This window comes from Alphaproteobacteria bacterium endosymbiont of Tiliacea citrago (assembly GCF_964031065.1).
In the GTDB taxonomy this organism is placed as follows: domain Bacteria; phylum Pseudomonadota; class Alphaproteobacteria; order CAJXXZ01; family DAHXLG01.
The window spans coordinates 329,655-352,078 of the sequence record NZ_OZ034995.1 but is presented as its reverse complement, the minus strand read 5'-3'; the positions used below and the strand labels follow the sequence as shown (position 1 = coordinate 352,078).

At 29.7% G+C, this 22,424-nt stretch carries 32 protein-coding genes, 2 tRNA genes and 1 pseudogene; 16 read left to right on the top strand and 19 right to left on the bottom strand.

Features of this window, described 5'->3' with window-relative positions; genetic code table 11:
* The first annotated feature begins 17 nt into the window (after nt 1-17).
* Nucleotides 18-980: an SPFH domain-containing protein gene (locus AAHM83_RS01900; RefSeq protein WP_342261807.1), complete on the top strand. Its 963-nt coding sequence runs from the start codon at nt 18-20 to the stop codon at nt 978-980.
* A gap of 44 nt (nt 981-1,024) precedes the next feature.
* Here AAHM83_RS01900 and obgE read toward each other — a convergent pair whose 3' ends face one another.
* Nucleotides 1,025-1,987, bottom strand: coding sequence for a GTPase ObgE (gene obgE, locus AAHM83_RS01895; RefSeq protein WP_342261806.1), 963 nt, complete (start codon nt 1,985-1,987; stop codon nt 1,025-1,027).
* A gap of 87 nt (nt 1,988-2,074) precedes the next feature.
* On the opposite strand from obgE, the gene AAHM83_RS01890 reads away from it, so the two are divergent.
* Genes AAHM83_RS01890 through AAHM83_RS01880 form a run of 3 tightly spaced genes read left to right on the top strand, consistent with a single transcriptional unit; the run spans nt 2,075 to nt 3,893 of the window.
* Complete coding sequence (locus AAHM83_RS01890; protein WP_342261805.1) at nt 2,075-2,908, top strand: hypothetical protein; 834 nt, start codon at nt 2,075-2,077, stop codon at nt 2,906-2,908.
* Nucleotides 2,908-3,453, top strand: coding sequence for a peptide deformylase (locus tag AAHM83_RS01885; protein ID WP_342261804.1), 546 nt, complete (start codon nt 2,908-2,910; stop codon nt 3,451-3,453). The genes AAHM83_RS01890 and AAHM83_RS01885 overlap by 1 nt, the downstream gene beginning before the upstream one ends.
* On the top strand, nt 3,450-3,893 hold the full coding sequence (locus tag AAHM83_RS01880) for an SH3 domain-containing protein (RefSeq protein WP_342261803.1): 444 nt from the start codon (nt 3,450-3,452) through the stop codon (nt 3,891-3,893). The genes AAHM83_RS01885 and AAHM83_RS01880 overlap by 4 nt, the downstream gene beginning before the upstream one ends.
* A gap of 260 nt (nt 3,894-4,153) precedes the next feature.
* Here AAHM83_RS01880 and AAHM83_RS01875 read toward each other — a convergent pair whose 3' ends face one another.
* From AAHM83_RS01875 to AAHM83_RS01795, 17 genes are all read right to left on the bottom strand, one after another.
* On the bottom strand, nt 4,154-4,993 hold the full coding sequence (locus tag AAHM83_RS01875) for a bifunctional 5,10-methylenetetrahydrofolate dehydrogenase/5,10-methenyltetrahydrofolate cyclohydrolase (protein ID WP_342261802.1): 840 nt from the start codon (nt 4,991-4,993) through the stop codon (nt 4,154-4,156).
* A gap of 3 nt (nt 4,994-4,996) precedes the next feature.
* Nucleotides 4,997-5,488, bottom strand: coding sequence for a 30S ribosomal protein S9 (gene rpsI / locus AAHM83_RS01870; protein ID WP_342261801.1), 492 nt, complete (start codon nt 5,486-5,488; stop codon nt 4,997-4,999).
* Nucleotides 5,485-5,952 (bottom strand): 50S ribosomal protein L13, encoded by a 468-nt coding sequence (gene rplM, locus AAHM83_RS01865; protein WP_342261800.1) that lies wholly within the window; start codon nt 5,950-5,952, stop codon nt 5,485-5,487. Before rplM ends, rpsI begins: the two co-directional genes overlap by 4 nt.
* A 417-nt stretch (nt 5,953-6,369) precedes the next feature.
* Nucleotides 6,370-6,657, bottom strand: coding sequence for a hypothetical protein (locus AAHM83_RS01860; RefSeq protein ID WP_342261799.1), 288 nt, complete (start codon nt 6,655-6,657; stop codon nt 6,370-6,372).
* Between the two features lie 2 nt (nt 6,658-6,659).
* Nucleotides 6,660-6,782 carry a ribosomal protein bL36 gene (locus AAHM83_RS01855; protein WP_342261798.1) on the bottom strand — a complete coding sequence of 41 codons (123 nt, stop codon included), beginning with the start codon at nt 6,780-6,782 and terminating at the stop codon, nt 6,660-6,662.
* Nucleotides 6,783-6,803: 21 nt separating this feature from the next.
* Nucleotides 6,804-6,875 (bottom strand) — tRNA-Gln (locus AAHM83_RS01850).
* Between the two features lie 45 nt (nt 6,876-6,920).
* Entirely contained in the window at nt 6,921-7,364 is a 444-nt protein-coding gene (locus AAHM83_RS01845) for a hypothetical protein (RefSeq protein ID WP_342261797.1), read from the bottom strand.
* A complete protein-coding gene (locus AAHM83_RS01840) occupies nt 7,354-7,767 on the bottom strand; it encodes a hypothetical protein (protein ID WP_342261796.1) in 414 nt (137 codons plus the stop codon). The genes AAHM83_RS01845 and AAHM83_RS01840 overlap by 11 nt, the downstream gene beginning before the upstream one ends.
* A gap of 3 nt (nt 7,768-7,770) precedes the next feature.
* The gene (locus AAHM83_RS01835) at nt 7,771-7,989 is read right to left on the bottom strand and encodes a hypothetical protein (RefSeq protein WP_342261795.1); all 219 of its coding nucleotides are present in this window, start codon (nt 7,987-7,989) and stop codon (nt 7,771-7,773) included.
* A 30-nt stretch (nt 7,990-8,019) separates the two neighbouring features.
* Entirely contained in the window at nt 8,020-8,724 is a 705-nt protein-coding gene (gene atpB / locus AAHM83_RS01830; protein ID WP_342261794.1) for a F0F1 ATP synthase subunit A, read from the bottom strand.
* Between the two features lie 154 nt (nt 8,725-8,878).
* A complete protein-coding gene (gene groL, locus AAHM83_RS01825; protein ID WP_342261793.1) occupies nt 8,879-10,522 on the bottom strand; it encodes a chaperonin GroEL in 1,644 nt (547 codons plus the stop codon).
* 3 nt (nt 10,523-10,525) lie between these two features.
* A complete protein-coding gene (locus AAHM83_RS01820) occupies nt 10,526-10,798 on the bottom strand; it encodes a co-chaperone GroES (protein ID WP_342261792.1) in 273 nt (90 codons plus the stop codon).
* Nucleotides 10,799-11,125: 327 nt separating this feature from the next.
* Entirely contained in the window at nt 11,126-11,428 is a 303-nt protein-coding gene (locus tag AAHM83_RS01815) for a hypothetical protein (protein WP_342261791.1), read from the bottom strand.
* Nucleotides 11,425-11,790, bottom strand: a complete 366-nt coding sequence (locus tag AAHM83_RS01810; RefSeq protein ID WP_342261790.1) for a hypothetical protein — start codon at nt 11,788-11,790, stop codon at nt 11,425-11,427. Before AAHM83_RS01810 ends, AAHM83_RS01815 begins: the two co-directional genes overlap by 4 nt.
* Complete coding sequence (locus AAHM83_RS01805; protein WP_342261789.1) at nt 11,787-12,104, bottom strand: hypothetical protein; 318 nt, start codon at nt 12,102-12,104, stop codon at nt 11,787-11,789. The genes AAHM83_RS01810 and AAHM83_RS01805 overlap by 4 nt, the downstream gene beginning before the upstream one ends.
* Before the next feature lie 403 nt (nt 12,105-12,507).
* Nucleotides 12,508-12,993 (bottom strand): transcription elongation factor GreA, encoded by a 486-nt coding sequence (locus AAHM83_RS01800; RefSeq protein WP_342261788.1) that lies wholly within the window; start codon nt 12,991-12,993, stop codon nt 12,508-12,510.
* A 20-nt stretch (nt 12,994-13,013) separates the two neighbouring features.
* Nucleotides 13,014-13,104, bottom strand: a tRNA-Ser gene (locus AAHM83_RS01795).
* A gap of 224 nt (nt 13,105-13,328) precedes the next feature.
* On the opposite strand from AAHM83_RS01795, the gene AAHM83_RS01790 reads away from it, so the two are divergent.
* On the top strand, nt 13,329-13,535 hold the full coding sequence (locus AAHM83_RS01790) for a hypothetical protein (protein ID WP_342261787.1): 207 nt from the start codon (nt 13,329-13,331) through the stop codon (nt 13,533-13,535).
* Nucleotides 13,536-13,612: 77 nt separating this feature from the next.
* Here AAHM83_RS01790 and AAHM83_RS01785 read toward each other — a convergent pair whose 3' ends face one another.
* Nucleotides 13,613-14,923, bottom strand: a complete 1,311-nt coding sequence (locus AAHM83_RS01785; RefSeq protein WP_342261786.1) for a UDP-N-acetylglucosamine 1-carboxyvinyltransferase — start codon at nt 14,921-14,923, stop codon at nt 13,613-13,615.
* Between the two features lie 91 nt (nt 14,924-15,014).
* Here AAHM83_RS01785 and nusG point away from each other — a divergent pair, with 91 nt between their 5' ends.
* From nusG to AAHM83_RS01735, 11 genes and pseudogenes are all read left to right on the top strand, one after another.
* Nucleotides 15,015-15,539 (top strand): transcription termination/antitermination protein NusG, encoded by a 525-nt coding sequence (nusG, locus tag AAHM83_RS01780; protein ID WP_342261785.1) that lies wholly within the window; start codon nt 15,015-15,017, stop codon nt 15,537-15,539.
* A gap of 8 nt (nt 15,540-15,547) precedes the next feature.
* Nucleotides 15,548-16,012, top strand: coding sequence for a 50S ribosomal protein L11 (gene rplK / locus AAHM83_RS01775; protein ID WP_342261784.1), 465 nt, complete (start codon nt 15,548-15,550; stop codon nt 16,010-16,012).
* Nucleotides 16,005-16,748 carry a 50S ribosomal protein L1 gene (locus tag AAHM83_RS01770; protein WP_342261783.1) on the top strand — a complete coding sequence of 248 codons (744 nt, stop codon included), beginning with the start codon at nt 16,005-16,007 and terminating at the stop codon, nt 16,746-16,748. The genes rplK and AAHM83_RS01770 overlap by 8 nt, the downstream gene beginning before the upstream one ends.
* Nucleotides 16,745-17,233 carry a 50S ribosomal protein L10 gene (gene rplJ, locus AAHM83_RS01765; protein ID WP_342261782.1) on the top strand — a complete coding sequence of 163 codons (489 nt, stop codon included), beginning with the start codon at nt 16,745-16,747 and terminating at the stop codon, nt 17,231-17,233. The genes AAHM83_RS01770 and rplJ overlap by 4 nt, the downstream gene beginning before the upstream one ends.
* 3 nt (nt 17,234-17,236) lie before the next feature.
* Nucleotides 17,237-17,620 (top strand): ribosomal protein L7/L12, encoded by a 384-nt coding sequence (locus AAHM83_RS01760; protein WP_342261781.1) that lies wholly within the window; start codon nt 17,237-17,239, stop codon nt 17,618-17,620.
* 212 nt (nt 17,621-17,832) lie between these two features.
* A pseudogene (tssB, locus tag AAHM83_RS02860) lies at nt 17,833-18,258 on the top strand (type VI secretion system contractile sheath small subunit); the annotation flags it as partial.
* A gap of 15 nt (nt 18,259-18,273) precedes the next feature.
* Nucleotides 18,274-19,749, top strand: a complete 1,476-nt coding sequence (tssC, locus tag AAHM83_RS01755) for a type VI secretion system contractile sheath large subunit (RefSeq protein ID WP_425286487.1) — start codon at nt 18,274-18,276, stop codon at nt 19,747-19,749.
* Nucleotides 19,750-19,780: 31 nt separating this feature from the next.
* Nucleotides 19,781-20,404 carry a hypothetical protein gene (locus AAHM83_RS01750; protein ID WP_342261779.1) on the top strand — a complete coding sequence of 208 codons (624 nt, stop codon included), beginning with the start codon at nt 19,781-19,783 and terminating at the stop codon, nt 20,402-20,404.
* 137 nt (nt 20,405-20,541) lie between these two features.
* Nucleotides 20,542-21,111 (top strand): hypothetical protein, encoded by a 570-nt coding sequence (locus AAHM83_RS01745; RefSeq protein ID WP_342261778.1) that lies wholly within the window; start codon nt 20,542-20,544, stop codon nt 21,109-21,111.
* 53 nt (nt 21,112-21,164) lie between these two features.
* The gene (locus AAHM83_RS01740) at nt 21,165-21,638 is read left to right on the top strand and encodes a prepilin-type N-terminal cleavage/methylation domain-containing protein (RefSeq protein ID WP_342261777.1); all 474 of its coding nucleotides are present in this window, start codon (nt 21,165-21,167) and stop codon (nt 21,636-21,638) included.
* The gene (locus AAHM83_RS01735) at nt 21,635-22,408 is read left to right on the top strand and encodes a hypothetical protein (protein WP_342261776.1); all 774 of its coding nucleotides are present in this window, start codon (nt 21,635-21,637) and stop codon (nt 22,406-22,408) included. Before AAHM83_RS01740 ends, AAHM83_RS01735 begins: the two co-directional genes overlap by 4 nt.
* Nucleotides 22,409-22,424: the final 16 nt, after the last annotated feature.

The following is a 22,424-nucleotide window of genomic DNA, read 5'->3' as shown; positions in this document are numbered from 1 at the left end:
GAAAGGAGAAACAAATGATGCATTTTTTTTTAATAGGAACTGGAATTTTATTTGTTTTTTTATTAATTTTATTATTGAGCGTATATTTTACGGTGCCTCAAAATCAAATTTTCATAATAGAAAGATTTGGTAAGTTTCATAAGTTAGCAGATTCTGGTTTAAATATGAGGATACCTTTCATAGATACAATAAAAGGAAAACTGATATTGCAAGTCTTATATCACAATGTTATTTTAGAGACAAAAACCAATGATAATGTGTTTGTAGAAATTCATTGTTCAATTCAATATAGAGTTTTGAAAAACAAAGCCTTTGAAGCTTATTACTCTTTGGATGATCCTGTTTCTCAGCTTGAATCTTATGTTTTTGATACGATAAGAGGAACAGTTCCAAAGTTAACAATTGATAATTTATTTGAAGAAAAAGATCAAATTGCTCAATCGGTTAAAAACTCTTTAGATCATGTTATGCACGATTTTGGAATCGAAATAATTAAAACCTTAATTACACATATTGATCCAGCTCAAAAAGTAAAAGCAGCAATGAACGAAATTAACGCTGCAGAAAGAGAAAGAAAAGCTGCCCAACACAGAGCTGAAGCAGAAAAACTTGTGATAATTAAAGCTGCAGAAGCACAAAAAGAAAGCCGAATTTTGCAAGGAGAAGGAGTTGCAGGTCAAAGAAAAGCTATAATTCACGGATTAAGAGAATCCTTAAACGAATTAAAAATCAGCTCAGATCCTAATAGCAACATAACAGAACAAGAAGCAATTAATTTATTACTAGTAAACCAATATTTTGACACGTTAAAAGATATAGGAGCACACTCAAAAAGCAACGCTATTTTTTTAAATCACAACTCTTTTGATGGTGATTTCTTATCAAATAATAAAGATAAAGACTCTAAAAAAAACATTTTAGAAGCAATTTTAAGTGCAGATATAGTTAGATCTGAAAACTCTGAAAACAAAAAAAATTGAATTACACTTTTAAAAAAGCATTAGTGAAATTAAACTTAAAACAATTATTTTAAAATTTGATTTATTCCAATTTTGTTAATAGCACTTATTGGAATAACCGAAAAATCATATTTGCTTTTTATAGATAAAACAGCTTGATCAACACATTCTTGGCTAACTAAATCAATTTTATTTAAAACAACTATTTGCTTTTTTGTTAACAAAGCCTCAGAAAATTCTTTAATTTCATGCAACATTAAGTCTAAAAGCTCTAATGAATTTCCCAAAGAAACATCTATAATATGAATTATTCCTCTGCATCTTTCTATATGACCTAAAAAATCATATCCCAACCCCTTGTTTTTACTGGCACCTTGTATAATACCAGGCAAATCAGCCAAAATAATTTTATCATCTTCATTCCACAATGCCCCTAATTCAGGCTTCAAAGTTGTAAAAGGATAGTCTCCAATTTTTGTGGAAGAACCTGTTAACATTTTTAAAAGAGTTGATTTACCTGCGTTTGGTAATCCAACCAAGCCATAATCACAAAACAACTTTAAAATTAATCTAATCCAAGACTCCTGTGAGGGCTCGCCTTCCGTTCTTTGTTTTGGAGCTCTATTAGTAGAAGAAACAAATTTTAAATTACCTTGTCCTCCTTTGCCACCTTCAAATAAAGTAAAAAATGTATCTTTTTTAACCGCATCAAAATACATCAAACTCATATCATCAGAATAAATTTGAGTCCCTAAAGGAATATGAATAACCAAATTTTCAGCATTTTTACCATAACAATTTGAAGAACCGCCATCTTGCCCATTTTTAGCTTTATAATGAATCTTTCTTGAGAAATCAATTAAAGTTTCTTTATTAGGATCAACATAAAATATAATTGACCCACCTTTGCCACCATCTCCACCATCTGGACCACCATTTGGAACAAATTTTTCATGTCTAAAAGAAATTTTTCCATTGCCACCTGCTCCAGACTTTACATAAATTTTTGCTTTATCAATAAATTTCATAATTTTATTATATAATTAACTAAAGATATAAATCAAAAAAATTCAAAATAATAGTACAAAAAAAATTTTTATGATATAATTACTAATATGAAATTTTTCAGTGTTTTTTTGTTTTTTTTTAATTTTTTATCAGCAAAAAGCTATATTTTAGGATTAGAGGACGAAGTAAAAAAAGACCCCAAATATTCTAAATTAAAAAATAATACAAGTTTTAAAAAAGCAAATATAATAGTTGTCATAACAGAAATAAACGATTTTGCAAAAAATTCAATTAGACCATCAAGAAATATTTTTGGATATAGCCAGTATTTAATTTTAATCTATCAAAAAGAGAAGCTGATTTACAAAAAAACATTGAGACTATCATGTTTCAATGAAAAAAACAGAAACAACATAGTTTTTAACGAGAAAAAACAACTAGAAAATAGAAAAAAGGTTGCAGATTATACTTTGAACCTACTTTCATTAAGTGATTTTTTAAAAGAAATAAATAAACAAATATCTAGACACAAATTAGATGAACCAACTTCAAATTTAATTTTCTTCAATGAAAATGGAAAAATTAAAGCAATAAGCACAAACTTTAAAGAATTTTCTAGTGAGGTTAAAAACGCTATTCCATTAACGATTATTCCCACAATCTTAAATCAACACGATATCAAAATAGTAAAATTTGAAAGAATTTTCAATCATGGAATTTATTCATATATAACAATTGATAATACATTAATTAAACTTCCAAATAAAAATTATTTTCAAAATTTATATAAAACATTATTAAAAATAGAATATATTTACTTATTGGATAAAGAGATTTTCAATAAAGATTCGTCTATATTTTTCACAGAATTTGACAAGCTAGAAAACAAAAACATAGAAGAATTAATTAAATTAATAAAAACAAAGAAAAAAGGATTTTAATGCAGCTATTAAAAATAATAAAAGCTTTTGACCAAAGATTATTTAAAAAAGCACAAAAAGTTACAGTGTTTGATGATTATTTAGAGGAATTTAGTGAAAATTTAAGATATACAATGAACGCACTTGGAGGATGTGGTTTAGCCGCCATTCAAGTTGAAGATGATCCAAAATTTCAACTGAAAGAATTTGATAATTATAGAGCTCAACCCAACATAATAATAATTCAACCATCAGATGCAGATTTTTTAGTTGCAATAAACCCTGAAATAACTCATTACAGCACTGAAACAGACTTTTCTCAAGAAGGATGTTTATCAATTCCAGGAAAAAAAAGTGTAGCAAAAATTGAAAGATCAATATCAATTAAAGTAAAATATCAAAATTTACAAGGAAAAGAAATCGAAAACACACTAACAAACGAAGCTGCAAGAATTTTTCAACATGAGTATGATCATAATATTGGAATTTTATTTCCACAAAGATTAGAATCATCAAGAGAAAATTTTTTTTGGATAAAGTATAGACAAGAGATAAAAAGAAAATGAGATTATATTTAAATATATTTTTAGTTTTCATGATTTTATCATTGTTTTTATTTAATAAAAAACAAAAAATTATGGCAATTTCAGAAAATCAATTATGTTCAACAAAATTTGAAAAAGCAACAATTTATCATGGCCCAAATAATAAAAATATAGCTAGGTTTGTTCTTAAAAAAGGATATCCTCTTTTTGTATTAGAACGTAGAAAAGGCTGGATAAAAATAATTGATCCTGAAAACAGAGTTGGCTGGATAAAAAAAGACAACCTTTCAAACGAACCAAGAGCTTTAACAAAAAATAAAATAATTATTGAAAATGAAGATATGGTAATAATGCCAAACGTAAGTGTGAAATTAATAAAAGTAAAAAATAACGAATGTATAATTGAAATTGAAAAAAAACAGATAAAATTAAATAAAAATGATTTATGGATTTGCCCATAATTAAAAAATTTTGAAACTAGTCTTTAAAAAAATAACCAAAACCAAACAATTTAATAAATAAGATGATTAATCTGAAAACAAATATCAATGTTGTAATAAAATTCATCAAAATTAATTTAAAAAGATAAAATCTGCTATATAAAAACAAAATCAAAAACTTTGTAATGAACAATATAAAAAGAACTAACACACTAATTTAAAAGCAAAAAATTCAAATTTATAACAAAAACACTAAAAAATTAAAAAAAAAACAACATTTTTCATTTTGGCAAATTATTTTTTTGATAAGATTTAACAACGTTTGATAATAAACAAGCAATAGTCATAGGACCAACGCCACCAATATTAGGAGTATAAGCTAATGAGTCAATATAACATTCAGGATCAATATCTCCAAAAGTTTCTGATTGATCCTTTGTAACACCAATATCAATCAAAACAGATCCTTTTTTCACACAATCACTTTTAATGAAATGCTTTTTACCAACAGCAGAACAAATAATATCACAGTTCAAAAGTTCTTTTTTCATTAAGTCAAAATTAATTTTGGAATGTAATATAGAAACTAAAGAATTTTCATGCAAAAACATCAAAGAAAGAGGCTTCCCAACCAAAGAAGATCTTCCAATAATTGCAACTTTTTTTGAATTTAATTGAATATTATAAAATTTTAATAATTCTATAACTCCCAGAGCAGTACAAGGAAAAAGTCCAGAATACCCCAAACACAATCTTCCTTGTTGAATAACGCTTAAACCATCAACATCTTTTCGATAATCAATTAATTGAGTGATATCAGATAAATGAAAAGGTAAAGGCATTTGAATAATAATACCATGAATGCTTTGATCATAATTTAAATTTTCGATATGTTTTTTTAAGTCTTCGTAAGAAATATTTTCATCGAATTTAAATAATTTAGTAGAAATTTCGACCTCTGTTGCCTTTTTCATTTTAAACTTGATGTATAAATCGCTAGCTGAATTATTACCAACTTGTACAATCGCCAAACAAGGCTCAAAATTAAAAGCCTGCAGTTTAATAAAACTTAAAAGATGCTCAGAAGCTGGCTTTCCATATAAAATTTTTTGAAAATTCATAAATTAACGACGAGAATATTGCTGAGGCTTTCTAGAAGTTCTAAAGCCAGGATGTTCTCTTTCTTTCTTTCTAGAATCAGAAGTCAAAAAGCCATTTTTTCTCAAAATAGATCGCATGTCAGGAAACAATAAAGTCAAAGCCTTAGAAAAAGCCAGTTTCAAAGCGTCAGATTGTCCCGATTTTCCACCACCAATCAACTTAAACTTAATATTAAAATTAAAAGCAAAATTTTGAGTTTCATCCAATAAAATCAAAGGACTAACAGCATTGTGAGACAAAGCTTCATTATTAAAATAAACATTAAAACCATCTTTAATTTTTTGAATAGAAAACTTTTCTTTTCTATTAATCGTCAACCAACATTTAGCAACAGATTCTTTTCTTCTACCCGTTGCATAAGAATCAGTTAAAGATACAGATTCAGAAATTTCATCAAGAACAGGAACCTCAATCATAGAAGTTAAAGTTTCATTATTTATATTTTTTTCAATCATAGAATTTCTCTCTTATTTTTGGTATTTTCTTCATCCAAATTCCAAACCTCAGGCTTTAAGCTTTGATAACAGTGCTGATCATCAGCAAAAACCCTTAAATTTTTCATTTTAGCTCTACCCAAGGGGCCACGAGGAATCATTCTCTCAACAGCCTTGTAAACAACGTGAGTTGGATCCTTAGACATCAATCTTTCTTTAATCGTCCTTTGCTTCAAGCCACCAGCAAAGCCTGTATGCCAATAAAATGGTTTTGCAAGTTTATCACCAGTAACCTTTATATATTTTGCATTCAAAACAATAACACCGAAACCATTGTTAGCATAAGGAGTATAAAGAACATTGCTTTTTCCATTTATAACATGTGCAATCTTAGATGCCACTCTACCCAAAATACAATCTTTAACATCAACAATCAGCCATTTTCTTTTATCCAAGCTACCTTTGGGATAAGTCGTCTGTCTCATGAAATATATCCTTTTCAGTAAAAATTTTATAGAAAAAACAAAAAAAAGTCAACAAGAACAAAAAATAATTTAACAAATTAAAAAACGCTTAAAAGAAAAAATAATGAAGTGTTTTTTTTACAAAGCTTTGAAGATATAAACAAAAGCCCCCCTCACAGAAACAACATAAATATAACAAAATATTTTTTTTCAAACCAGCCAATAAAAAGCTTTCAATAAAAAGCACCACAAAACATTAATTATGCTTTCACCCGCTTATTAATCAATTGTTCAAAAAATATAAAAAAAATAAAATAGTTGAAAACAATCTTCGACGTGTAAAAGAAACACCTTTTTTATTCCCATCAAAAAACAAGAGATAAAAGAAATCTTCAGCCAATATATTAATTTAATTTGTATAAAAAAAGTTACATAAAATTAAATTAAATCATCAACAGTATAATTTTCATCATCAACAATTTCTTCATATTTACAATTAAATCTTTGAACAAGTTCATCTTTATAAACTTTTGTTTCTTCAAGGTTGGAACAAATTTTATCAAAAGCAACCATAGCAACCTTAGGCTTATAACGAGAATTAGACAACAAAGAAACCCCAGATAAAACAATATCAGAAGCCTTACAAAACGAAATAAAAGCAATCTCATAATGACTAAAATCATTAGAGAGCTCTTCAAAAGTAACCCTATTAAATTTTTTCGACATACTCAACCCTGTTTTGCATTAAACTTTCTATTTTTTTTGCAAATATAAAAAAGCCTTCCACGTCTTTTAACTAAAAAACCATCTCCACGAGTTTTCAAACTTTTCAACGAACTAACAACCTTCATAGCACAACCTTCTTAAAAAAGCTGGGATACTAGGATTCGAACCTAGGAATGGCGGGATCAAAACCCGCTGCCTTGCCACTTGGCTATATCCCAATGAAAGAACTTTATTATAAAAAACAAAAAAAGTAAACACTAAAATTAAAAATTTTTTATTAGTTGAGCAAAATCAATATTTAATTGAAAATTTTCAGAGGCAGCTTTTTTAGATAAAGACTCAATAAGAAATTCAAGAGCAATAATTTCAGAATCTTTTTCCTTGTTTTTTTTCATTAACATAATTTTGTTTTTTTCATCATTAATAAAAGCCTTATAAGCTAAATGTTTTTGCGTGTAACAAGATAAATATGCGTACTCCGCCTCCTCCTGCCAGTCTTCGGTTTTATGTTTATCAACCAAATATTCCTTATAAGATTTTTCACGGTCTAATTCAACAAATTTCAAATCTTTTTTTAAAGAAACAGTAGAGCTTATAATAAGTTCTCTACGAGATTTTAAAGCGGCAAAAAAAAGATCTTTAAAAGAAAAAAACAAAATTAAACAAGCAAAAATAAAACTAAAAAATAAAAATAAATTAACACTCATATTTTGATAACACCTTATTAAAAATTGAATTTATAATATCATTATCAACAACCTTATGGCCCGAAGTAAAAGAGTTCAAGGATTTAAGCTCCACCTTCAAAGAGACAAGCTCTTCAGACCACTCCTTTTCGTCTTTAGATAATTTTTTAACAACATAACTATCAATTTTAGCTTTTTTAGATTGCTTAAGCTCTATTCGACGAGTGTCAAAAAAACATTTGTCTGATTTTTTTTTCTGAATCAAAGTTTTAAGTAAATGCTCCTCTGCCGACCTCAGCTTCAAAGCCCCCATAATTGGATAACGAAAAAAACAATAAAAAAAGTAATAAAACAAAGCAAAAGACAAAAAAGTCCAAAAAACCTGATGAAATATTTTTCCGTATAAACAAATATGATTGCTCATAAATTAATGATTTACTCCCAAAAGAGAAAAAGCAATAGCAAAAGAAAGTAAAGCAACTAATTCAACAGTGGCAATACCAATAAGAACCATAGTTTTTCCATTCCCGGTTTTGTCCATCTCGGGATTTCTACCCATAGCATCAACATAACTACAAATAATTTTCGCAATAGAAAAAGCAGTTGCAGCCATAGGCAACAAAGCTAAAGCACAAGCATAATTCATATCTATTCTCCTTTCCCACACCTTATTAATTCAGTGACCAAGACTCATTTCTGCAATATATATGCAAGCCAACATTATAAAAATATAAGCCTGTAAAAATGAAACTAACACCTCAAATATACTAAATCCAATAGAAAAAACAAGAGTGATTAATTTATCACCAGAAAAACCCAAAGACATTTTTCCCAATATGTGCAAAATCAAATGACCAACAATAACATTAACACTTAATCTAACAGCCAAAGTTAAAGGCCTAATGGAAAAAGAAAGTAACTCTAAAATAAACAAAAAAGGCTGCATAAATAAAGGAACATCAACCACAAAATGCTTCCAAATATGAATTCCATAATGCTTAAACCCCATAAAAAAAACCATAAAAAAAACAATTATAGCCAAAGAAAAATTAACCATAAATTGGCTAGTAGCCGCATAGTTCCAAGGAAAAAGATTACTAAGATTCAACAAAACAATAAAAACAGCCAAAGACATCAAACAAGGAATACACCGTTCCGCCTTCTTGCCAACTTGCCCTAAAATAAAAGAATATAAATTTTCATAGATCATTTCATAAAAATTTTGAACCCCTTGAGGATAATAACCAACATTTAAAAATAAATAAAAAATAAAAATAAAAAAACTCGGATAAAGTAAATTTAAAGTTAAGTTAGAAATAGAAAAATCTAGCCCGGCAAAATAAATTTCAACAAAACGATGATACTCCTTCAAAAAATCCATGAATAAATAATATCAAAACCAGCTGATTACATCAACAACACGAAACATGCTCAAAAAACTCTCATTAAAACAAAACTTCAATATTAAAAACTTAAATTAATTAAAAGATCGATTAATTCATCACTAAAAGTAAAATCTCTACCCAATGAAAAAATTACATCATAGGAGGCATTCCACCACCCATAGAATGATCAGAATCTTTCTCCGATAAGTTAGTAACAAAAGCCTCACAAGTCAAAAGCATACCAGCAACACTACCAGCATTCATTAAGGCACAACGAACCACCTTTAAAGGATCAATAACACCAATTTGAACTAAATCACCAAAGACATCATTACGAACATCTAAGCCAAAATTCAAATTTTTAGCAGCTTGAGAAGAATTAATTTTATCAAGAACCAAAGCAAAATCATCCCTACCAGCATTTTCTAAAATAGTTAACAAAGGAGCCTTCAAAGCCTGATAAACAGCATAAAAACCAATTTTTCTATCTCCAGAAACAGAATCAAGATGCCCCTTCAAAACATTTCTAGCATATAATAAAGAAACACTACCACCAGGAACAATACCCTCAGAAATAGCAGCTTTAACAGCCTGAACAGCATCATCAACTCTATCCTTACATTCTTTAGCAGCCTCTTCAGTAGCCCCACCAACATTAATAACAGCAACACCACCAGCTAATTTAGCCAATCTTTCAGCAAATTTTTCCTTGTCATAGTCAGAAGTAGCGTTTTCCATTTGATAACGAATTTGGTTAATACGATCTTCAATATCAGCCTTTTCACCCAAACCTTCAACAATTGTGGTTTCCTTATCATTCATAACAACTCTTTTAGCCTGACCAAGCTCATTAATAGTAACTTGATCCAAACGATAACCAGCCTCTTCAGAAATATACTGACCACCAGTTAAAGCAGCAAGATCCTGACAAATCTCTTTCCTGCGATCACCAAAACCAGGAGCCTTAACAGCAGCAACTTTCAAAACCCCCTTTAACTTATTCAAAATCAAAGATTGCAAAGCCTCACCATCTAAATCTTCAGCAACAATTAATAACCCTCTGCCAGCAGAATTAACAGCCTGCAAAACAGGTAAAAGCATCTGCATAGAAGAAATTTTCTTATCATAAATTAAAACAAAAGGATTATCTAACTCAACAACCATTTTTTCAGTGTTAGTAACAAAATAAGAGGAAATATACCCACGATCAAATTGCATACCTTCAACAACCTTCAAATCATGCTCTTTTGTCTTTCCCTCTTCAACAGTAATCACACCGTCTTTACCAATTTTTTGAAAAGCATCAGAAATTAACTCACCAATATGAGAATCACCATTAGCAGAAACAATCGCTACTTGCTTAATTTTTTCAAAATCGTCAGCAACAACAACTTTCAACTCATTCATAGCATCAACAGCAATTTTAATAGCATCATCAATACCAGATTTCACCAAAACACTATTAGCCCCATAAGTAACACCCTTTAAAGCAGACTTAAAAATATTAGCAGCCAAAACAATAGAAGTAGTGGTACCATCACCAGCATTATCAACAGTGTGAACAGCGGCAGTCTTAAAAAAAGAAGCAACAGAATTTTCTTCAGGATCTTTAAGATCAATAGCCTTAGCAATGCTAACACCGTCTTTAGTCATCTTAGTGGAATAACCTTGATCCAACATAACAACCTTACCAGCAGGACCCAAAGTAGTCTTAACAGCCCCTTCAATCAAATTAACAACACTTAACTTAATCTCATCTAAAGATTTTTTATCAAAATTAACTTTTTTAGCCATAATTTATTCCTCCACTCCTAAAATTTCTTCAGCTTTAATAATAATCAATTCATCTTCACTAGCCGGTGCAGAAACAATAGTACCACTCCAACTAGGAAAAACAGCAATATCTCCAACTTTAACGCTAAAAGACTTGTCTTTTTCAAATTCACCAATAGCTAAAACTTCACCACGAGAAGATTTATCTTTAGTAGCCTCAGCGATAAAAAGACCGCCAACCTTTTCTGTCTTAATTTTCTTGATTAAAATTCTACCTGTCAAAGGCCTAATACCCATAAAAAATCTCCTTAAAAATTCGATTCAAAAAAGAATCCAAAAAAATTATATCAAAGAATACCCCTCGAAGCAATTTAATAAAAAATTAATAATTGCCGCATATAATCATAACATCATAGCAGAACAGCTTTGCTATGAGCAAAAATAAAAAACATCCTTTTATTATTCGTATCGAAAGCTCTTCATTTGAAGTGCTTGAGGTTTTATATTTCTTTATAAAAAACCTCGAAAAATCAAGATTTTTAAAATATAAAATAAAAATAAATAAAAAATAAGTAAATTAATTAATTTGTTTGTTGTTTTCTTTAAGCACTAAACAAGTGATTATTAAGCTTGAAAAACACAAAAGCAACCATCAAAGAAGCAACAATGACACCCCAAAGCAATCATAGATAACTTAGAACTCTTGTCGCGAAATGCACGAAAATCACTACGCAACTCTGTGTTTTCCTTGGCAAGATTTTGCATTCGTTCTTGATTTTTGTCAGCATCATCTTTAGCATCTAATTTCGCTTTAAAAAATTTATTATTAGCAAATATTACCTCTGTTCGTAACGCTTTAACCTCTTCCTCAAGAGTTGAAAAACAATAAAAGAACAAAAACAAAGAAATAAATTTTAAGTTTTTCATTTCACACCCCTTATCTTACTTATATCCATACGAAACTGAAGCCCTTCTTTTTCGTCAAGAGTCAAATCTCTCACACGACCATCTTTTCCAACAGCAATATAACGAGGCGGAGACACGCTTAAAATACAAGGCTCATCACCTCTTTGTTTTTGCGCCGAAAATGCTGCTTCCTTATATTTCACAGTGTCCGCTATATCTTTAGGCACATCATACCAAACAGGCTCTTCCTTTGTAGGAGCAAGCAAATTCGAATGTTCTGATTGAAATTTCAAAACATTTTTTTGTAGGGCTCGAAGTTCTTCTTCGAGACCAGCAAAACAAAAAAAACATAAAAACAAAAAGACAAATTTCATGTTTTTCATAACGCACCTCTTATTTGGCTTAGATCTGCTTGATTCTTATGAACATCTTTTTCTTTTTGGTTACAATCTCTAATTAAGCCATTAGGTGCAACCATGAACATACGCATAGTACCACTACTACCAGAAATATACTTACAATCTCTTTTAAAATCCATAGCATTAGCCAATGCGGTTCTATAATCAATGCCATTAACAAGATCTTTGGGCGGATGATAATAAACATACTGCACCTGCTGATCATCGGCATCCTTTGTAGGAGAAAACAAACTGGAGCTATATGCCAAAACTACAAATAAAAGCATCTTTTTCTTCATGCCCCAATTTTATCCCACGCAGACAAAACGAGCAATACCTAATACACAAAAAATCAACCCCTAATTTTCCAGTAAAAACCAAGAAAACATATTTGTAAATAACAAAAATTATAATCGCACAATCAAATTCTAACGGTAATTATAACAAAACAATTTTCATTTTTGAATTGAGCGCGAGACTAAGGCAAATTCAACAAACAGTAAACATCTGTCAACGCAAAAAACAATAAACAATTTCTATTTTGATCAAAATTTTAATAAAAAACAGATCATTTTTTAACGTTTTTTAACCTTTTTTGATAGTTTTTTAAGCCTTTTTTAACTGTTTTCAACACGCTTTTTAACAAAAATTTAGTTAAACCTTAAAAAAATAATATAGAAAATTAAATAGAAAAATAAAAAATCAATCTTTTTTTTCTAAGAAACAATTAGAATAATCAATTTCAAGAACATCATAAGTTTTTTCGCCAGCAGGAGGAGTAAAAGAAAAGGAATCTCCGACTCTTTTACCAGCCATAGCCTGCCCTAAAGGTGAGTAAAACGATATTTTATTTTTACTAACATCAGATTCAGAATTATGGACTAAAGTATAAACAGATTTTTCGCCATTATCATCTTCAAGAGTAACCGTTGCATTAAAGCCGATAATATCGTGATTTATAGACATAACATCAAAAATAACAGAAGAAGTAATTTCAGATTTTAATTCGGCAATTTTACCCTGAATTCTTTCTAAATCATTTCTAGCTGCATCAAGCTCAGCGTTTTCGCTAAAATCACCCAAACTTCTTGCAAAAGACACCGCCTGCAAAGTAACTTGTTCGTCTTCTTCTAGACTAGCTAATTCTTTTTTCAGTTTATTCAGCCCATTTTCAGTAATTAGCGCCATAAAATCATTCCTCTAAAACGCGGAGAGAGAGGGATTCGAACCCTCGGTACGAATTAATTTTCGTACAACGGTTTAGCAAACCGGCGCTTTAAGCCACTCAGCCACCTCTCCAACGAAACAATACTATAATTTTTAAAAATTTTTATCAAGCGTGATGGTCGAAAATATTTTTCAATAAATAATATGCAAAAAACAACAAATTATTCGTGAAATTACAAAAACACGAAAAGATTTTATTAAAAAAATTTTGATGTATAAAAATTAGCACAATCATATTTTTCTATGTTGACTTAACACAAATAAAAAGATAAAATTTTACAAGAAGGAAATGTATTATGAAAAAATATTTATTAATTGTAGGAGCTCTCTTTTGCTCAAACTCACTTTTGAGCGTGCAAACAGGCGAAACAACAAGCGAATGTACAAGAAGATTTGAAAAACAGATGCAAGAAGAAGTTGGTGCCTTTGACAAACAACAAAGAGAAGATGCTAAAAAATTTCAAGAAAAAAGCATTGTCCGTGAATGTTGCACAGTCATGTAATCTTTTAAAGATTTTACATTCAACATTTCAAACGTTTTTAATGTGTTTTAAAAAATTTTTTCAATATTTAATAATCATTAAGCAATTTCAACACCAATCGACTTTAATTTATCAAAAAGGGAGCAATAGCCTCTTTCTACTATGTCTATTGAAGATATTATTGTTTCTCCTTTTGCTACTGTTGCTAAAAGTAAATTTGCCATACCGCTTCTTACTGTTTTTGCTTTTATTTCTTTTACAGAACGTATATTTTTAACTCCTTTTATTACAACAGAATGCAAATAATTGCATGAATAGCGGCATTTATTACCTATACACTCATTAAACCCAACTAGATCACAGCCAAATTTATTAAAATCTTCTATGTAATCTAATCTATTGTTGTATACTGTTTCATGTATTATTGTTGTTGTTCCATTAGATAAAGCCGCCATAACTGCTAAAAAAGGCTGGAGATCTGTTCTCAACATAGGGAACACACCGGTTTCTAAGAACACAGATTTTCTAAAATTTTTACCTTTAAAAAAAGCGATACAATCATTGGAAATTCTTTTGTACTCTCCTCCTAACATAGAATAAGCTCCTAAAAAAGAACCTATCAATTCTGGAATCACCCCTTCGACTTCTATGTATCCATTTGTGATTGAAGCTAAAACAGCCCAAGTTGCAGCCTCTAAATAATCACCATGAATAAAACCGTTTGAAATTGTATTAAAAACAGCATCGCCAATCACCCTAACAGATCTATCTGATTCATAAAACACATCAACTCCCATTTCTATCAAAAGAGTTATTAATGCATTTATTTCTGGTTCTATCGCAATGTTTTTTATAATAGATGTTCCACTAGATATAGAAGCCAAAAACAAACAGGTTTCAGTTGCACCAACAGATGGATAAGGAAGCTCTATTTCACATCCCAACATTTTTTTGTTTTTTTTTATATGATATACATCTTTCTCCTCATAAAAACTTATTCCAAATTTATTGAAAGCTAAAACATGGAAATCAGTTAATCTATCGCCTAAATTACATCCCTTCATTTTAGGAAAAGATATGAAGTCAAAATATTTTAATAAAGCAGATGCTATTAAAAAAGTTGTCATGTTTGTGTTGGAGGAATCTGATAAAATGTTTTTTAAGTTCGTTGTGTTTACTCTACACTCTCTTGCCTCAACATTAAAATCACACTGAACACCAATTGATTTCAACATTTCTAACGTTTTTTGAACATCAAGGTTATTTGGAAGATTAGAAAAAAAAGACTCTCCTCTAACTAATAAAGAAGCTGCCAATGCTTTTATTGAGAAATTTTTCGCTCCAGACAAGCGAATTCTTCCACTTATTGCTTTTCCTCCAATTATTTTATAGGAATTATTAATTTTCATAGTATAACAACAATTATAATAATTTTACACAACATTAAAAGTTAGTTTCAAAAAATTTTACAACTTTAAAAAAAAATGATAGCATAAAACGATGTCGGATCAAAGTGCAAAATGGTACATAGTAAAATGCCCAACTGGAGTTGAAACAAAATTTGAAATAGAATTTAAAGAAAATTTAGGAAAATATAAGTCTTTAGATTTGTTATCAGATATGTTTATTCCAGCTTTAACACAACAAAAAACGACAAGTAGAAGAGCAATAATGGCTAATTATATTTTTGTTAAAATGATATTAAACGAAACCATTGATAAAATTTTTGATAAAATAAAATACGCCTCTTTAATGAGAGATCAACATTTAAAAATTGTTGAAGTTGACGAAGAAACCGTTAACAATTTAAAAATTAAAGATGCAGAGGAAAAAGAAAAATTAGAATCTAAGCTTGAAGTTGGAGAAATTGTTAAAATATTAGAGGCCCCATTTATGGATTTTGAAGGAAAAATAGAAAAAATAGAAGAAGCAAGCGAAATGGTTTCTGTTTCTGTTAACATCCTAGGTAACCCTATTTTCATAGAGTTGCCATTTTCAGCAATAAAGCGTATAAATAATGAGTAAGAGGTTTTATGAGTAAAGCAACCACAAAAGGAAAAGAAATTGCTGGCTATATTTGCTTATGCCTACCCGCAAGAAAAGCTACGCCTGGTCCTCCAATTGGGCCTGCGTTTGGTCAAAAAGGGGTAAGCGGAGCTGAATTTGCTAAGCAATTCAATGAAGTCACTAAAAAATTAGAAGAAAATACTCCAGTAAGAGTAAGAGTTTCTGTTTACACTAACAGAACTTTTACGTTCGTATTACTAGGTACTCCCGTCTCTCACTATCTAAAGCAATCTGCAAAAATTGCTAAGGGTGGTTCGGAGGCTGGAAGATCAGTTGCTGGAACAATTACAAAATCTGATTTAAAAGCTATAGCTGAAATTAAAATGCAAGAAGGATTAAGCGCAAGAAGCATTGAAAGCGCAATGAAAATTATTGCTGGATCTGCTCGAGCTATGGGATTAACAATAATAGAAGAGAGGTCAAATGGCTGAGTTAAAAAAAAATTGTACATTACCAAAGAAATTACAAAACAAACATGGAAAAAGATTTTTAAATTTATATGAAAAATTTGAAAGAAAAATTTATAATCCTTTGGAAGCTTTTAATTTGTTGGTTAATAATGTAAAAAAACACGAGTCTATAGATGTTGTTTTTATATTGGGTATTGATCCTAAAAAAACGGATCAAGTTATTAAGGGCGTTTTAAAAGTTGTTCCTAATGGCCTTGGTAAGGATGTTAAAGTTGGCGTTTTCACAAAAACAAACATTCAAGATTATCTTGACAACGGCGCTACTTATGCTGGCTTTGAAGACTTAATATCTGATATTAAATCAGAAAAAGTTGATGCAGATGTTTATATTGCATCAAAAGAAATTATGCCCGATTTAGCTAAGTTGGGACTAGGAAGAGTTTTAAAGGGAAAAATGCCCAATCCAAAACTTGGAACTGTCGTTGAAGAAAAAGATTTAGTTAAAGCTGTTAAAGAACAAAAAGCTGGACAGCTGACATTTAGATCTCAAGCTACTTTAGTTCAGTCTAATATTGGAAAAGCATCTTTTTCAGGAATTGCACTATATGAAAATTATATCGCTTTAAAAAATGCTATTATAGCTGCAAGACCTCAAGTTGTTAAACCACATTCATATATAAAGAGAATATTTATATCTTCTACTATGAGCCCTAGTTTACAACTGGAAATAAATGAAAATAAGGATAACAAGCAATGATAAAACTAGAAAAACAAGAATTAGCACAAAAGCTAAAAGAAAAATTTTCGGATAAGTTATGTGGATTGGTTTTGTCTCATAAAAAAATAACTTATGAACAAATTGATCAAGCAAGAAGATCCTCTACAGGAAAAACCACTGTTATAAAAATTAAAAATAAGTTAGCACAAAAGGCTTTTGATAATACCACATACAATGATGCTGTATCAAACCTTAAGCTTGAAAATTTATTTATTTTTGGGGATGATTTTTTCGAAGCTAGTAAAATTGCGGCAACTTTAGAAAAAGACGTTAAAGATGTCAAAATAATTAAAGCTGCTTCTAGTGAAAACAAAAACCATGATTTAAACTTTGTTTATGAGTTAGCTAGCATCGGATCTAAAGAGAACTTGCAATCCAAGGTGTTAAGTGTTATAAGTGAAGTAACAAAAAAAGCTCTTCGTGTTGTTAATGCAAGGTGCGAAAAATTAAGAGAAGGAAATTAAAAAATGAGTGTTTCTAATAAAATCGATGATATAATTAAAGGGTTAGAAGGATTAACTATTGCAGAAACGGTTGAATTCGTTAAAGAATGTGAAGATCGTTGGGGAGTAAGTGCGGCTGCAGCTACTGTTGCTGTTGCTGGACCAGCTGCTGTTGCTGAAGAAGAAGATTCTGAAAAAGAGGTTCTTTTAACTGCTATGGGAGAAAAAATTAAAACAATTAAAGCTCTTAGAGAAGTTAACCCTGATTTATCTTTAATGGATGCAAAAAAAGCAGTAGAAGCTATAACCGATGCTGCTCCTTACTCTTTAGGAAAGTTTGAGAAAACTAAGGCTGAAGAGTTATTAAAGAAATTTCAAGAAGTTGGGGCTGCCCCAAAAATTAAATAATTTTCTAAATTTCAAATTCAGAAAATTTTCTGTTTTTAAAAAAGTTATAAATAAATTTGAAACCATAAATAACGATTCAAAGTTATTTTTTATTAAAAAATGCAATTAATTTGCACTATAAAATTTTTATTAAAGTTAAAAAAAAACAATGTTTTTTTCAATAATTTCTAAATCATTTTTTTGTTTAATAACATCCAAGGAGAAATATAAAAATGAGTAGCGTGCAACATGCCTTGCTGAGGATAAGACCTCCACGAGTTAAAATCACTTATGACGTAGAAAAAGGTAATGCGATTGAAAAAGCAGAACTTCCTTTTATCGTTGGAATTTTAGCTGATGTGGTTGGTGATAATGCAGAAGCCTTAGAACATATTAAAACACGTAAGTTTATTGAAATTAATAGAGATAATTTTAATGCAGTCATATCTTCATTAAACCCTAAGATCTCAATTTCAGTAGATAGCGTAATAGATAAAAAAGTAAAAGTAATTAGAGTTCCATTAGAATTTTCAAGCTTTAATGATTTTACTCCAGATTCCATCGCTTCTAAAGTGCCTGTTTTAAAAAACCTTTTAGATAGAAGAACCGCTTTAATGGATTTATCTTCAAAATTAGATAGTAATGATCCATTAAATGATAAAATTCAAGTTTGGATGACCAATAAAGAGGAAAGAAAAGCTTTATCCCTTGATATTGAAACAAAAAAAATGGAAGCAACCACAAAATGGTTAAACGAAATAAAATTAATTAAACCTGAAGTTGATTCTAGTTTTATTTTGAATTTATTTGTTGAATTAAACGAAGCGTTTAAAACAATTGATGAAAACAATGCTATAACAACTGATCCATACTCTTTCTTAATTGGATTGGTTGCTAATATTGATGCTCAAATTTCTGCCCAAATGGATGCTATAATTCATAATCCTGTTTTTCAAAAATTGGAAGCATCTTGGAGAGGATTGCAAAAATTAGTATTCAATACAGAAACTGGTACTCATTTGAAATTAAGATTGTTACCAATCACAAAAAAAGAGCTTTATAATGATTTAATGAGGGCTGTAGAGTTTGATCAAAGCGCATTATTTAAAAAAGTATATGAAGATGAATATGGAACATTAGGTGGAACTCCATACTCCTGTTTAGTTGGAGATTTCGCATTTGGTCGATCTAAATATGATATTGAATTATTAAGAGCAATTTCCACTCTTGCAGCTGCATCACACGCTCCTTTCATTGGCGGAGTTAATCCAAATATGTTTGACATTGAATCATTTGCTGATTTAGGGGTTCCAAGAGACTTAGCTTCTATCTTTGAAAGCTCAGAATTAGCTGCATGGAATAGTTTTAGACAAACAGAAGATTCAAGATATGTAAGCTTGGTATTACCTACTGTTTTAATGAGATCTCCTTATGATCCAGAAGAAAATCCTTGTGAATCATTCAATTATGAAGAAGATGTTGAAGGAACAAACAACAGTTTGTTTTGTTGGGGAAATCCTGCATATGATTTAGCTTTGAAAATTACAACTGCATACGCTGAATTTAGCTGGACAACTGCTATTAGAGGTGAAGAAGGTGGTGGAAAAGTTGAAAGTCTTCCAACCTTTACCTATGAAACAGATGGTGGAGACGTTGAATTGAAGTGTCCTTGCCAAGTTTCTATTACAGATAGAAGAGAAAAAGAATTAAGTAACTTAGGATTTATTTCTCTTTGTCACTCAAAAGGTAATGATCATGCTGTGTTCTTCAGCGGACAAACTTCACAAAAAGCAAAAAGATATAATACGCCTGATGCTTCAGCAAATGCAGTTATATCCACAAGATTACCTTATCTTTTGAATGCGTCTCGATTTGCTCATTATATAAAAATGTTAATGCGAGCTAAAATTGGTTCGTTCTTAACAGCTGCAGAAGTACAAGTTTACTTGCAAAACTGGATTGCCCAATATGTCTTGTTATCAGATATGGGAACTCAAGAAGTAAAATCTAGATATCCTTTACGATTGGCAAAAATAACGGTTGTAGATTCTCCAGATGATCCTGGTAGCTATAAAGCAATTATTTTGCTAAAACCACATTTTCAATTGGAAGAACTAGCTGTTTCCCTCAGATTGGTAGCAAAGCTATAAGAGAAGAAAGGAAGAAAGGAAAAACTAAATCATGAACGCGCCTTATAAACAACTTTTTGACAAATTATCTGTAGCTAACGATGCATCAAACGTGCCCTCGGGAGTAAATGATCCAAATTGGCTAATGGGAATTTCAAAGTTAACAAAAAGTAAAATCGAAGGATTTAAAAATTATTGTCAAATCATTGATCATGAATTTGCAATGAACAGAGGGGTTGAATCTTCTATCGTGAAAGATGTTATGAAACCAAACGGTGGATTAATTGGATATGACTTAAAAGTTATAGTACCATCATCATCTGTAAACGCTGATGCACATCTATATTTTTATCAAAATCACCCAATAAAGACTGTTTCAATAGTAAGAATAGGAAGAATAAACACAGATACACCACAAACATTAGAATCATATACGTTCACACAATGTTATATAACAAGCATGATAACAAAGGGTGATGTTTTAGCAATAAGCTTTAGATATTCTGCTGTTGAAAGAAAAACACCTGAAATCAAAAAAAATGGAAGTGCTAGAGGTATGCATGCTGCTCAGCATAACTTTATGACCATAAAATCCGATCAAGGAACTCCAGTCAAAAAAGCCGCTCCACCAAAAAAGAAGAAAAAAGCAAAGAAAAAGAACAGCAAAAAAAAATAAGTGAATAAACCATATTTCTTCTTTTGAACTTATTTGCTTAATATAAAATTAACTGTTTGTTCACCTTTTGTATTGACTTGTTTGTTTTTATGATCTACCATTTGCATAATAAGATTAAAAACATTAGGGGGATTTTTATGTCAATATATAGCAAATATCTTGATGAACTACACGAAGGTGAAAAGAATTCTGCTGTCATTACGCCAAATTTTTTAATAAAAATTGCGCAATCCAGTGGTTCAGATACAAACTCAACAGGTACAACAATCACAAGCAGTAAAATTCCAAATTTCACAGATTACTGTCATTTGGAAGAGTTTAGAACAAAAATGGGAAGAGGCATTCAAAAAGCAGCCTCAGAACCTGTAAAGCCAGATGGAGGGTTAAACGCAGGAACCTTGGATATTGTTATAAACGCTTCCTTTTTAAATGCAGATTTTAACAATGTTTTTCATCAAAATAATTGTGTAGACATTGTTATAGTAAGAATTCAAACTATAAACGCAGAAAGTCCTACTGTTTTAGAAACCAATACATTTACAACAAGTTACACAACAAATCTTATTGTACATGGTGATATCTTGGCTGTAAGCTTCAGATATTCAAGCTTCACAAGAACAACAACTTCAACAAACACAGAAGGTGGAAATGAAGGAAATGTTTCTTCTTCTTATAATTTCACAACAACAACAAAATCAAGCACTTAATTTTTATAAGCTTATTGTTTTTTTTTCTAGTAACTTGTATTTATTAATTTAGTATGAAAAAATTAAAAGCATTCTCACTTTTAGAATTAATGATTGTTTTATCAATTATGGGAATTTTAATGATATCTATTTCTCAAGGAAATAAATTGATGAATTTAGCAAAAGTTCAAAAAACAATTAATCAGATAACCTTACTAAAAAACATAGATAAAAACGATTTAACAATTGATGCAAAAAACGATGAAATATGGAACCAACTAATACAAGCAAACCAAATTTCTAAAAAAGAACAAAAACCCGCTGTAGGAGGAATCTTTTTCTTCGAAGATTTATCAATTGTATATTTAGCAGCAAACAAAGATAAAAAAGGAATTTTAAATTTAGAAACTGCTCAAAAAATCAAACAAGAAATTGATGGAACTTTAGAAGAGGACTATGGCTCAATAAAAATTAAACTAGGCTCTAATTTAAACACATATCCTGATGATAAAAAAGAAAAAGCTTATATATTAGAAATATCTATATGAAAAAAATAAACGCATTCTCATTACTAGAGTTAACATTAAGCCTATCTATAATGGGTTTAATGCTAACCAGTTTAACAATTTTACATACTCTTATTTCAAAAATGAACAAAAAAGATATAAATGAAACAAAATATCACCATATAAGAATAGCGATGCAAAATTATCTTTTGAAAAACGGTAAATTACCATATGCATCCAAAAACGAAGATGGTAATTCATCAATAACTCTTTATCAAGGATATGTTCCATATAAAACATTGGGAATATCTAAAACCTATTTATATGATGCAAATAATAGGGCTTTTTTATATGTTGTAAATCCGTTATTAACAGACACCAACATCCCGATTCAAACACCATTATCATATTACCCAAAAGAAAAAGAAAAATCTTTTTTAAGATTATATAAGCAACATGAAAATATTTTATATCATGATTATTACTCACAAGAAAATCAACTTGAAATTTTTGATGAAAAAAATATATCAGTAATAGAAGAAAATGATTATTTTTTTGTTTTAACACAACAGCCAAAAAATTTTAAGACCCAAAAAGAGCTTGATCAATGGGTGGCAAGAAATATAGATAATAAAGATGAACAATATAAAGTGCAGAACATAATAGCTTGGCTGATAATCACAAATAATCATAAAAAAAATGATAAAATGAAATTTTATATTAATAAACAAACATCAATTTTTTTTCAAACAAGGTTTGATATGGCAGCACAAATAGGTTTTTATTGCTCAGCTGAACCATTAATATATTAAAACTTTTGAACCTGAG

What these genes read in the sequence shown, in the direction of transcription:
- AAHM83_RS01805 (WP_342261789.1), bottom strand. Translation starts at nt 12,104, where the DNA reads ATGAAGAAAAAGATGCTTTTATTTGTAGTTTTGGCATATAGCTCCAGT.
- AAHM83_RS01900 (WP_342261807.1), top strand. Translation starts at nt 18, where the DNA reads ATGCATTTTTTTTTAATAGGAACTGGAATTTTATTTGTTTTTTTATTA.
- obgE (WP_342261806.1), bottom strand. Translation starts at nt 1,987, where the DNA reads ATGAAATTTATTGATAAAGCAAAAATTTATGTAAAGTCTGGAGCAGGT.
- AAHM83_RS01845 (WP_342261797.1), bottom strand. Translation starts at nt 7,364, where the DNA reads ATGAGTGTTAATTTATTTTTATTTTTTAGTTTTATTTTTGCTTGTTTA.
- rpsI (WP_342261801.1), bottom strand. Translation starts at nt 5,488, where the DNA reads ATGATTGAAAAAAATATAAATAATGAAACTTTAACTTCTATGATTGAG.
- tssC (WP_425286487.1), top strand. Translation starts at nt 18,274, where the DNA reads ATGACCAATAAAGAGGAAAGAAAAGCTTTATCCCTTGATATTGAAACA.
- AAHM83_RS01860 (WP_342261799.1), bottom strand. Translation starts at nt 6,657, where the DNA reads ATGTCGAAAAAATTTAATAGGGTTACTTTTGAAGAGCTCTCTAATGAT.
- rplK (WP_342261784.1), top strand. Translation starts at nt 15,548, where the DNA reads ATGAGTAAAGCAACCACAAAAGGAAAAGAAATTGCTGGCTATATTTGC.
- AAHM83_RS01760 (WP_342261781.1), top strand. Translation starts at nt 17,237, where the DNA reads ATGAGTGTTTCTAATAAAATCGATGATATAATTAAAGGGTTAGAAGGA.
- rplJ (WP_342261782.1), top strand. Translation starts at nt 16,745, where the DNA reads ATGATAAAACTAGAAAAACAAGAATTAGCACAAAAGCTAAAAGAAAAA.
- AAHM83_RS01835 (WP_342261795.1), bottom strand. Translation starts at nt 7,989, where the DNA reads ATGAATTATGCTTGTGCTTTAGCTTTGTTGCCTATGGCTGCAACTGCT.
- atpB (WP_342261794.1), bottom strand. Translation starts at nt 8,724, where the DNA reads ATGGATTTTTTGAAGGAGTATCATCGTTTTGTTGAAATTTATTTTGCC.
- AAHM83_RS01885 (WP_342261804.1), top strand. Translation starts at nt 2,908, where the DNA reads ATGCAGCTATTAAAAATAATAAAAGCTTTTGACCAAAGATTATTTAAA.
- AAHM83_RS01890 (WP_342261805.1), top strand. Translation starts at nt 2,075, where the DNA reads ATGAAATTTTTCAGTGTTTTTTTGTTTTTTTTTAATTTTTTATCAGCA.
- AAHM83_RS01745 (WP_342261778.1), top strand. Translation starts at nt 20,542, where the DNA reads ATGTCAATATATAGCAAATATCTTGATGAACTACACGAAGGTGAAAAG.
- AAHM83_RS01815 (WP_342261791.1), bottom strand. Translation starts at nt 11,428, where the DNA reads ATGAAAAACTTAAAATTTATTTCTTTGTTTTTGTTCTTTTATTGTTTT.
- AAHM83_RS01740 (WP_342261777.1), top strand. Translation starts at nt 21,165, where the DNA reads ATGAAAAAATTAAAAGCATTCTCACTTTTAGAATTAATGATTGTTTTA.
- AAHM83_RS01770 (WP_342261783.1), top strand. Translation starts at nt 16,005, where the DNA reads ATGGCTGAGTTAAAAAAAAATTGTACATTACCAAAGAAATTACAAAAC.
- AAHM83_RS01810 (WP_342261790.1), bottom strand. Translation starts at nt 11,790, where the DNA reads ATGAAAAACATGAAATTTGTCTTTTTGTTTTTATGTTTTTTTTGTTTT.
- AAHM83_RS01875 (WP_342261802.1), bottom strand. Translation starts at nt 4,993, where the DNA reads ATGAATTTTCAAAAAATTTTATATGGAAAGCCAGCTTCTGAGCATCTT.
- nusG (WP_342261785.1), top strand. Translation starts at nt 15,015, where the DNA reads ATGTCGGATCAAAGTGCAAAATGGTACATAGTAAAATGCCCAACTGGA.
- AAHM83_RS01880 (WP_342261803.1), top strand. Translation starts at nt 3,450, where the DNA reads ATGAGATTATATTTAAATATATTTTTAGTTTTCATGATTTTATCATTG.
- AAHM83_RS01785 (WP_342261786.1), bottom strand. Translation starts at nt 14,923, where the DNA reads ATGAAAATTAATAATTCCTATAAAATAATTGGAGGAAAAGCAATAAGT.
- AAHM83_RS01735 (WP_342261776.1), top strand. Translation starts at nt 21,635, where the DNA reads ATGAAAAAAATAAACGCATTCTCATTACTAGAGTTAACATTAAGCCTA.
- AAHM83_RS01820 (WP_342261792.1), bottom strand. Translation starts at nt 10,798, where the DNA reads ATGGGTATTAGGCCTTTGACAGGTAGAATTTTAATCAAGAAAATTAAG.
- AAHM83_RS01800 (WP_342261788.1), bottom strand. Translation starts at nt 12,993, where the DNA reads ATGGCGCTAATTACTGAAAATGGGCTGAATAAACTGAAAAAAGAATTA.
- AAHM83_RS01855 (WP_342261798.1), bottom strand. Translation starts at nt 6,782, where the DNA reads ATGAAGGTTGTTAGTTCGTTGAAAAGTTTGAAAACTCGTGGAGATGGT.
- rplM (WP_342261800.1), bottom strand. Translation starts at nt 5,952, where the DNA reads ATGAGACAGACGACTTATCCCAAAGGTAGCTTGGATAAAAGAAAATGG.
- AAHM83_RS01790 (WP_342261787.1), top strand. Translation starts at nt 13,329, where the DNA reads ATGAAAAAATATTTATTAATTGTAGGAGCTCTCTTTTGCTCAAACTCA.
- AAHM83_RS01840 (WP_342261796.1), bottom strand. Translation starts at nt 7,767, where the DNA reads ATGAGCAATCATATTTGTTTATACGGAAAAATATTTCATCAGGTTTTT.
- AAHM83_RS01750 (WP_342261779.1), top strand. Translation starts at nt 19,781, where the DNA reads ATGAACGCGCCTTATAAACAACTTTTTGACAAATTATCTGTAGCTAAC.
- groL (WP_342261793.1), bottom strand. Translation starts at nt 10,522, where the DNA reads ATGGCTAAAAAAGTTAATTTTGATAAAAAATCTTTAGATGAGATTAAG.